This window comes from Bradyrhizobium sp. P5_C11_2, from assembly GCF_054049755.1.
Map to the genome: position 1 here is coordinate 1 of NZ_JBFULT010000281.1, position 9,664 is coordinate 9,664.

The 9,664-nt window shown below is 63.4% G+C and carries 8 protein-coding genes; 6 read left to right on the forward strand and 2 right to left on the reverse strand.

All coding sequences use genetic code 11. The annotated features are described in order from the left end of the window. The 3 genes from ACXJL8_RS23900 to gcvP form a co-directional block, all read left to right on the forward strand. Window positions 1-730 (forward strand): glycine cleavage T C-terminal barrel domain-containing protein (locus ACXJL8_RS23900; RefSeq protein WP_456685689.1); only part of this gene is annotated, 730 nt, incomplete at its 5' end. Window positions 731-741: 11 nt separating this feature from the next. Then, window positions 742-1,110: a glycine cleavage system protein GcvH gene (gene gcvH, locus ACXJL8_RS23905; protein ID WP_456621273.1), complete on the forward strand. Its 369-nt coding sequence runs from the start codon at window positions 742-744 to the stop codon at window positions 1,108-1,110. Between the two features lie 161 nt (window positions 1,111-1,271). Next, window positions 1,272-4,136 carry an aminomethyl-transferring glycine dehydrogenase gene (gcvP, locus tag ACXJL8_RS23910; protein ID WP_456621342.1) on the forward strand — a complete coding sequence of 955 codons (2,865 nt, stop codon included), beginning with the start codon at window positions 1,272-1,274 and terminating at the stop codon, window positions 4,134-4,136. A gap of 296 nt (window positions 4,137-4,432) precedes the next feature. Here gcvP and ACXJL8_RS23915 read toward each other — a convergent pair whose 3' ends face one another. Together ACXJL8_RS23915 and recA are read right to left on the reverse strand one after the other, a co-directional pair. Then, window positions 4,433-5,413, reverse strand: a complete 981-nt coding sequence (locus ACXJL8_RS23915) for a hypothetical protein (RefSeq protein ID WP_456621272.1) — start codon at window positions 5,411-5,413, stop codon at window positions 4,433-4,435. 104 nt (window positions 5,414-5,517) lie between these two features. Further along, entirely contained in the window at window positions 5,518-6,606 is a 1,089-nt protein-coding gene (gene recA / locus ACXJL8_RS23920) for a recombinase RecA (RefSeq protein ID WP_456685690.1), read from the reverse strand. Window positions 6,607-7,284: 678 nt separating this feature from the next. Here recA and ACXJL8_RS23925 point away from each other — a divergent pair. From ACXJL8_RS23925 to ACXJL8_RS23935, 3 genes are all read left to right on the forward strand, one after another. Beyond that, complete coding sequence (locus ACXJL8_RS23925; protein ID WP_456621270.1) at window positions 7,285-7,482, forward strand: hypothetical protein; 198 nt, start codon at window positions 7,285-7,287, stop codon at window positions 7,480-7,482. A 183-nt stretch (window positions 7,483-7,665) separates the two neighbouring features. Beyond that, window positions 7,666-7,896, forward strand: a complete 231-nt coding sequence (locus ACXJL8_RS23930; protein ID WP_456621269.1) for a hypothetical protein — start codon at window positions 7,666-7,668, stop codon at window positions 7,894-7,896. Between the two features lie 93 nt (window positions 7,897-7,989). After that, on the forward strand, window positions 7,990-8,397 hold the full coding sequence (locus ACXJL8_RS23935) for a nuclear transport factor 2 family protein (RefSeq protein ID WP_456621268.1): 408 nt from the start codon (window positions 7,990-7,992) through the stop codon (window positions 8,395-8,397). Window positions 8,398-9,664 lie beyond the last annotated feature (1,267 nt).

Here is a 9,664-nt window from a genome sequence, read left to right on the forward strand (position 1 = left end):
CCTCTCGGACGACTGCATCATCGATTCGCTGGCCGACCGCGCGCTGATCGCGCTCCAGGGCCCGAAGGCCGAAGCGGCGCTGGCGAAATTGTGTGCAGAGGCGCCCGGCATGAAGTTCATGGACGCCGGCCCGCACAAGGTCGCCGGCCTCGACTGTTTCGTCTCGCGCTCCGGCTATACCGGCGAGGACGGTTTTGAAATTTCGGTTCCCGCAGGCGATGCCGAGCGCCTCGCCAGGACGCTGCTGGAAAACGCGGACGTGATGCCGATCGGCCTTGGCGCCCGCGACAGCCTGCGGCTGGAAGCCGGGCTCTGCCTCTATGGCCACGACATCGACACCGCGACCACGCCGGTCGAGGCCGCGCTGGAATGGTCGGTGCAGAAGAGCCGCCGCAGCGGTGGCGCCCGCGCCGGCGGCTTTCCCGGTGCAGACAAGATCCTCGCGCATTTCGACCAGGGCGCGAGCCGCCGCCGCGTCGGCCTGCGCACCGAAGGCCGCGCCCCGGTGCGCGAAGGCGCGCTGCTGTTTGCAGATAGCGCCGGCGGCGAGCCGATCGGAAAGGTCACATCGGGCGGCTTCGGCCCGAGCCTGAACGCGCCGGTGGCAATGGGCTACGTGCCCACGCGCCTGAGCGCGCTCGACACAAAACTGTTCGCCGAGGTGCGCGGGCAACGGCTGCCGCTCACCGTCGCCGCCATGCCCTTCGTGAAAAACACCTACAAACGCTGAGGACTGAGAAAATGACCACGACGCTGTACACCTCCGACCATGAATGGCTGGCCATCGACGGCGATGTCGCAACCGTCGGCATCACCGATTACGCGCAGTCGCAGCTCGGCGACGTCGTGTTCGTCGAACTGCCCAAGGTCGGCCGCACGCTGAAGAAGACCGAAGCCGCGGCCGTCGTGGAGTCCGTGAAGGCCGCCTCCGACGTCTACGCACCGATCTCGGGCGAGGTGCTCGAGACCAACCCCGCACTCGCCGGCGAGCCGGCGCTGATCAATACGGATGCGCAAGGCGCAGCCTGGTTCTTCAAGATCAAGATTGCCGACAAAAGCGAGCTCGGCGGCCTCATGGATGAAGCCGCCTACAAGGCACACACGGCGTGAGATGAAGCAGACTCCAACCTCATACTCCCTGTCATCACCCGCGAAGGCGGGTGATCCAGTACGCCGCGCCCCATCGGCTCAAGCACTGACGGCCGCGTTTACTGGATGCCCCGCCTTCGCGGGGCATGACAGCGACAGATGACCTAAAACGAGGACCCATGATGACCGCGCACCGCAAATCCGATGGCGATACCGCCGCCTTCGTTCGCCGCCACATCGGCCCCTCCGCGCGCGATGTCGCCGCGATGCTGGACACCGTCGGCGCCAAAAGCGTCGACGCGCTGATGGCGGAGACGCTGCCCGCCTCGATCCGGCAGACCGCCCCGCTCGATCTCGGCAAGCCGCTCAGCGAGACCGAGGCGATCGCGCATATGGCCGAGCTTGCGCGCGACAACCAGGTCTTCACCTCGCTGATCGGCCAGGGCTATTCCGGCACCATCCTGCCCGCGGTGATCCAGCGCAACATTTTGGAGAGCCCGGCCTGGTACACGGCCTACACGCCCTACCAGCCCGAGATCAGCCAGGGCCGGCTGGAAGCGCTGCTCAACTTCCAGACCATGATCTGCGACCTCACCGGGCTCGACGTCGCCAACGCCTCACTGCTCGACGAGGCGACCGCCGCCGCGGAAGCGATGGCGCTCGCGGAGCGGCACTCGCGGGTCGAAGCGAAAGCCTTCTTCGTTGACAAGGACGTGCATCCGCAGACGCTCGCCGTGATGCGCACCCGCGCCGAGCCCTTGGGCTGGACCCTGGTTGTCGGCGATCCCCTCATCGATCTCGACACGGCCGACGTGCTCGGCGCGCTGCTGCAATATCCGGGCTCATCGGGCGCGGTGCGCGACCTCAGGCCCGCGATCGCGGCGCTGAAGGCCAAGGGCGCCCTCGCGATCGTTGCCGCCGACTTGCTGGCGCTGACACTGCTCGCCGCGCCCGGCGAGTTGGGGGCCGACATCGCGATCGGCTCGGCACAGCGCTTCGGCGTGCCGATGGGTTATGGCGGACCGCATGCGGCCTATATGGCGGTGCGCGATGCGCTGAAGCGCTCGCTGCCCGGCCGCATCGTCGGCCTCTCCGTCGATTCCCGCGGGATGCCCGCCTATCGCCTCGCGCTCCAGACCCGCGAGCAGCATATCCGCCGCGAGAAGGCGACCTCCAACATCTGCACCGCGCAGGTGCTGCTTGCCGTGATCGCTTCGATGTACGCGGTCTATCATGGCCCCGAGGGGCTTGCGCAGATCGCGCGCAATGTGCATCGCCGTGCGGCCGTGCTCGCGGCCGGCTTGCGCAAGCTCGGCTTCGCGCTGCAATCCGACAGCTTCTTCGACACGGTGACGGTCGACGTCGGCGGCAAGCGCGACGAGATCGTGGCGCGTGCATGGGCCGAAAAGATCAATCTCGGCCTCGGCGATGGCGCCTTGCGCATCGCGCTCGACGAGACCACGACGCCCGCTTCCGTCGAGGCGGTCTGGCGTGCGTTCGGCGGCAAGCTCACCTACGCCGAGATCGATGCGACCACGCGCGAGGCGCTGCCCGATTCGCTGAAGCGCGCGACCTCCTTCCTCACCCATCCCGTGTTCCACGCGCACCGCTCGGAGACCGAGATGCTGCGCTACATGCGCAAGCTCAGCGATCGCGACCTCGCGCTCGACCGCGCGATGATTCCGCTCGGCTCCTGCACCATGAAGCTGAACGCGACCACCGAGATGATGCCGCTGACCTGGCCGGAGTTCGGCTCCTTGCACCCGTTCGCGCCGCGCGAGCAGGCCAAGGGCTATCATGCGCTGTTCGCGCGGCTGGAAAAATGGCTGTGCGACATCACCGGCTATGACGCGATCTCGCTCCAGCCGAATTCGGGCGCGCAGGGCGAATATGCCGGGCTCTTGGCCATCCGCGGCTATCATGCCGCGCGCGGTGAGGCCCATCGCAAGATCTGCCTGATCCCCTCCTCCGCCCATGGCACCAACCCAGCCTCGGCCGCGATGGTCGGCATGGAGGTGGTGGTGGTCGCCTGCGAGAAGAACGGCGACGTCGACGTCAATGATCTCCGGGCGAAGGCCGAGAAGCATTCCAACGATCTCGCCGCGGTCATGATCACCTATCCCTCGACGCACGGCGTGTTCGAGGAGCACATCCGCGAGATCTGCGACATCGTCCATGGCCATGGCGGCCAGGTGTATCTCGACGGCGCTAATCTGAACGCGCAGGTCGGCCTGTCCCGGCCCGGCGATTACGGCGCCGACGTCAGCCATCTCAATCTGCACAAGACGTTCTGCATTCCGCATGGCGGCGGCGGCCCGGGCATGGGCCCGATCGGCGTCAAGGCGCACCTTGCACCGTTCCTGCCGGGCCACCCCGCGACGAATGGGGATGCGCCGGTCGGCCCGGTCTCGGCGGCGCCGTTCGGCTCGGCCTCGATCCTGACCATCTCCTACATCTACATCCTGATGATGGGCGGCGAAGGCCTGAAGCGCGCCACCGAAATCGCGATCCTCAACGCCAACTACATTGCAGCAAGGCTCGATGCGCATTTCCCGGTGCTCTACAAGAACGAGAAGGGCCGCGTCGCGCATGAGTGCATCGTCGACCCGCGGCCGCTGAAGACGACGTCCGGCGTCACCGTCGACGACATCGCAAAGCGCCTGATCGATTACGGCTTCCACGCCCCGACCATGAGCTTCCCGGTGCCGGGCACGCTGATGATCGAGCCGACCGAGTCGGAATCGAAGGCGGAGCTGGATCGGTTCTGCGATGCCATGATCGCGATCCGGAAAGAGATCGCCGAGGTCGAGGCCGGCCGTTTCAAGATCGAGGCCTCGCCGCTGCGCCACGCCCCGCACACCGTGCACGACATCGCGGACGACGCGTGGGCCCGCGCCTACACCCGCAGCGAAGGCTGCTTCCCCGCGGGCACCTCGCGCACCGACAAATACTGGTGCCCTGTGGGCCGCGTCGACAACGTCTATGGCGACCGCAATCTGGTGTGCTCGTGCCCGCCTGTGAGCGATTACGCGGAAGCAGCGGAGTAAGCCGCGACGGAGGTCTCGCAGGGTGGGCAAAGCGAAAGCGTGCCCACCACCTTTGCATGACGTGAAAGATCGTGGGCACGGCGCTTGCGCGCGTCGTTTTCGTCGAACGTATCGCGCATCCACGACGATTGCGCCGTACGCGGCGCAAAGAACGCATCCCGCTCTGACTCGGACGGCAATGGTCCCCAGACCAGCCGGCGCTCGATCGAAATCACAAGATCCGCAAGCCCGCCTGTTGAATAGCGCCGGCGATGGACGAGTCAGTCGTGACAATGAGCCGCGTCATGCCCGCAGCCTCAGGGTTTCGTCAAAACAGCGCCGTAGCGCCATAGCTGATCATTGGTCAGATGCGTGCCACCCCACCAGCGGTCGATCGGATTGTGACGGCTGAAATCCTCCTGATGGGCCAGGACGGCCTTGCCGAACTCCGTCAACGAGAGACGGCTGCGAAGAAAGACTTCGTGCCGCGCTCGCGAATTCCGACGTTCAATGGTGCGCAGTTCGTCGCCCAAACCGGCCACTGCGGGCTTCGGCCCGAGTGCGAGCCCCTCGAACAAAAATCCGAGTTCGATCTCACCGAACACATATGTCCGCCGTAGCGAGCGGAGATGGAACAACGCATTCGTGTTCGCATACCAGTCAAGCATCTCCAGAAATCGCATCTCGGTCGCACCCAGTCCTGTCAAAGGAGACGGAAGCTCTGCCAGAAGCTCGAGCAACGCCGGCCGCAACATCAGCAAGCAACTCAGGTCGCGGTGAAGCAGATCAATGCAAGCCTTCGGGGTCGGCGCGCGATAGGCCGACCACGCCAATTTGGCAATCTCGAACTCCTCTGCAGTGACCCGCCCGACAGGAATGTGTCGCTCGCCCTTGGCGAAATCATAATCGGGATAAAAAATCAGGTCGGAGTCCAGTAATCGCAGCTTGAGCTTCTGTGCCAGCGCAGGATAACTGCGGAGGTGATCGAGCAACCAGACGAGTTGCAATTGATCTTGGGGCGTCGCTCCGAACCAGAGTTCGATCTCGTCATAAGGCTCGCAAAACTCGGCCAGCGACAATTTGCGGCCCTTGGCGCCCCGCGGCCAGCGGACCCAATCCGACCAGTGATCCGCCGGACCAAGATCTGTGGTGTATGCCGCGAAATAAGCCGAGAGCTTTTCCGCCGTCGGGAGCGGCCCCCACTCAAATCGAAAATGGAACGGTATGACGATCTCGGCCAACCCCGATCGACCAAGCTCACTCCCGCCGCCCCAGCCGGTCAAGATCAGACGCGTCATCGCACCACCTGATCAACGCAACACAAAACGAAACGGGCACTGACGACGTCGGCAACTCAACGTCCTCAGCGCCCGCTCCTCGCGAAAGTTCTTCGCGTTAGAACTTACTCGTCGCCCGGCTCCTCGCCGTCGGCGTCGCGCTCGGGGGTGCCGGCGAGAATCTGCTCGGCGATCAGGCCGGAGTTCTGGCGGATCGCGGTCTCGATCTTGGCGGTGATGTCGGGGTTGGCCTTCAGGAAGGCCTTCGAGTTCTCGCGGCCCTGGCCCAGACGCTGGCTGTCATAGGAGAACCAGGCACCGGATTTCTCGACGAGGCCGGCCTTGACGCCGAGGTCGAGGATCTCGCCCATCTTGGAGACGCCCTCGCCGTACATGATGTCGAACTCGACCTGCTTGAAGGGCGGCGCCAGCTTGTTCTTCACCACCTTGACGCGCGTGGTGTTGCCGACCACTTCGTCGCGCTCCTTGATCGCGCCGATGCGGCGGATGTCGAGGCGGACGGAGGCATAGAATTTCAGCGCATTGCCGCCGGTGGTGGTTTCCGGCGAGCCGTACATCACGCCGATCTTCATGCGGATCTGGTTGATGAAGATCACCATGGTGTTGGACTTGTTGATCGAGGCCGTGAGCTTGCGCAGCGCCTGGCTCATCAGACGGGCCTGGAGACCCGGCAGCGCATCGCCCATCTCGCCTTCGAGCTCGGCCTTCGGCACCAGGGCCGCGACCGAATCGACCACCAGCACATCCACCGCACCCGAGCGCACCAGCGTGTCGCAGATTTCCAGCGCCTGCTCCCCGGTGTCCGGCTGCGAAATCAGCAGCTCGTCGATGTTCACCCCAAGCTTGCGGGCATAGACCGGGTCGAGCGCATGTTCGGCGTCGATGAAGGCGCAGATCCCGCCCTTCTTCTGCGCTTCCGCCACCGTGTGCAGGGCCAGCGTGGTCTTGCCCRAGGATTCCGGCCCGTAGATTTCCACGACGCGCCCCTTCGGCAGACCGCCGATCCCGAGCGCAATATCAAGCCCGAGCGACCCGGAGGACACCGCCTCGACATCCATCGAACGGTCGTTCTTGCCGAGCCTCATCACCGAACCCTTGCCGAACTGGCGCTCGATCTGGGAGAGCGCGGCGGCCAGAGCTTTACTCTTGTCCATGGAAGATCCTTCGACGATACGCAGGGCAGTGGTGGACATTGGGTCGTGCTCCTTATGGCGAGGATTCGCTAGGGGGACAAACGGTTGGCGAGGCGGGCCGGCGATAAAACCAATGTACCCCATTTGTTCCTAGTTCGCAATATGTTCTTTTGGATTGAGCGGCGCTGGCCTGTTTTAACCCCTAGTAGCCTAAGTTGAATTTGGGAGTGGCCTGTTTTGTTCGCGAACTGCCACAACCTGTTCATGCGCGTTTAGGATTAACCCGTTCTGGGTGTAGCGAATAAAGGACGGGGCGTTCCGCTAAGAGAACACCCTTGGGGAACAACCGGCTTGGCGGCGCGTTTGCTCGCACCCCCAGCCGAAAGGCGCCCCCCCGACAGCTGGAGGAAAACCCGCAAGGCGGGTTGGCGGCCCCCTACTGGGGCCGTTTAAAATTCAAGAACAAGAGCCGCCTCAGTTGGCGACCTCTTTCATTTCATAACCTATTTCGGCCAGTACCGATTGGGGGGTGCTGTCCGTGTTTAAGTCCTGGTGGCCTAAGTTGAATTCGGAGGTGTCCGAATTTCGGTTTCGTTAACTTTTCCGGGGTGGTCAAGATTGACCATCTGTCCGGTACGGGACGTGCAAAAATCCAACCATCACCGCGCGGCCCTTGGCTTTCATCGGGTGATGAGAACGCCACTAGCGCTCCCGCCTCCTCTAGAATGGAGCAGCGCCATGCAGCGACGCCATTTCAAGCAAACCACGTCCCTTGAAGAGCGCCTTGCCGAACAAGCACAGCGTCTCCGCCAGGAAGCCAAATCGCTTCCCCCGGGTATCAAGCGGGAGCGTGCGATCCGCAAAGCCCGGCAGGCCGAAACCGGCTCGCACATCAGCGAGTGGCTGCGTTCGCCCGGCCTAAGATCCCCCATTTAAAGGGTAAGGCCGCCTCAATTGGCGGCCTTCTCCTGTTCGATCTGCACTTCAACAGGATTTTCGTCCCCGTCATAGATTTGAGAGACGTTCACTGCGAACGTTCCTCCAGCGGAACGCGGACTTGCAAGGAATGGAGCAAGAGAATTTAATGGTTCCATCCATAGCGGTGCTGAGGGCCGTCAGATGCCTGAGTACCAAGCCTGTGTGATCGGCGAGGATGGGCACATCAAACAGCGCCTCGACCTCATCTGCGCGGATGAAGTTGAAGCCAGGGAACGGGCCCAGTCGCTGGTGGAAGACGACGTCGTAGAGCTATGGCAATCCGACCATAAGATCGCGACGTTCGACCCCGACCCCCTGAAAGCTGAACGCGTGCAGGGCTGGCTCAAGAGCGACCTGCAGCCGCCGAAATAGGCGCTGGCCTGTTTCCGACCTCACTGGTCAAAGTTGATTCCGCAGTGACCCATTTTGGCTTTACGCTGCACCGCACTGCGATGGAGCTGGCCGATGTCGGACGAGGTTCGCGATCTATTCGACCGTTGGGAACGGGTCTGGCACGAAGGCCGGTACGATCTGGTCCCCGGCTGTGTCGGGCCGAACTACATCCGGCATGACGAGAACGGCGACCGGACCGTGACGCGGGAGGCTTATGCGGCCGAGCTGCAAGGCGTCCACCGGGACCGGCCGGGCATTCGCGTCGTGGTCTACGATCACTCGTTTTCGGCAGACCGTGCGTGGTTCAGGTTCTCCTTCCAATGGCCCGATCCCAAGACCGGCGAGACGCAAAGCCGCGCCGGGATGCAGAGCTACCGGATCGACGACGGCAGGCTGGCCGAGACCTGGATCACCATGCGCCCGCTCGGCACGTCATGGACGGACGTTGCGCAGGAACGCTGGACCAGCCCGAGGACGTAACGCCGCCTCGGTTGACGCCCCTGTTTTGCAATGCGGAATAACGTGGCTTTTCCCGGACCAAGGGCGTACCGTCCGACCATCACCGCCCCGCCTTTGGCATCCATCGGTGACAGAGAGTGTGTCGTGCTCCCGCCTCCACGAACCGAGGAAGAGCACCATGCAGTCCCGCCGCAGTGCCCCGCCATCCACATCGCTTTATCATCGCTTGAACCAGGAGGCGCAGCGTCTGCGCAGCCAGGCAGACGCGGCTCAGCCCGGCGTTGAGCGCGAGCGGCTTATCCGCCGCGCGCGACAAGTCGAGAATGCCTCTGGCATCAACGAATGGCTCTCGTCCCCGGGCCAGCAGCCGCCCAGGTGACAAGACGCGCGCGCCGCTACTGTGGAGCACGAGGCATGCACACCGTCTGATCTGCCTCGATCTGATCTGCCTCTACGCGCGTCCCGTCCTGACACAATGAACCTTGGCCCGCCTTGTGCAGACCGATCGGTATCCGGGATTTTGTTCGTTCCCTCCCGGGGCTGGAACAGCGCCGCCGAGCGATCGTTTTCAACGCTTGGCGGCGTTTTTATTTCCTGTCGCTGCAAGAAGCGGCCGCAGGCTCGGGGCCTGGAGGCGCGGGGGCCGTCCTGATGGCCGAAGCGGCCAGGCGCACAAGCGACTAACGACTCCCGGATTTGTCTGTCCGTTTTCCGGACACAAGCCAATCCAAGGTGTCCCAAAAATCACTTGGAAATTTGGGGTGTTCCAACTCCATGTGTTCACTTTGGAACTGAACGGCGAATATCGGCATATTAGGAATCGAGGTTGCAAGCCCTACGGTTAGGACCCGTATGCACGAGGACAGTCATGAAGCATCGCCAACGATTCAAACAGACCTCCCCTCTCGAAGAACGTCTAGCCGAAGAAGCCGAACGGTTGAGACAGGAAGCCAGGAAGCTGCCTCCCGGTTCGCGACGAGAAATCCTCCTCCGCAAAGCGAGACAAGACGAGATCACGGCTCATCTTGCCGAGTGGCTGACCTCACCCGGGTTGCAGCCGCCCAAGCCATAGAGCCCGCGCGCGCTGCCGTTACCCGCTCAAAAACGCATCGCTGGTCATTGTCGCGCGCTCGGCCGTTGAAGCGCTCAATTCGCTGAGCGAGCGCGGCGCGCATGCATGACGCGTAAGACTGCCCTGATTTGCGGCCTCGTTTTGGTGGTCGACCTTTGCGCCGAACGTTTCCGCGTCACGTCCCGCACTTCATTTCAAGATGATGCGCATCAAAGA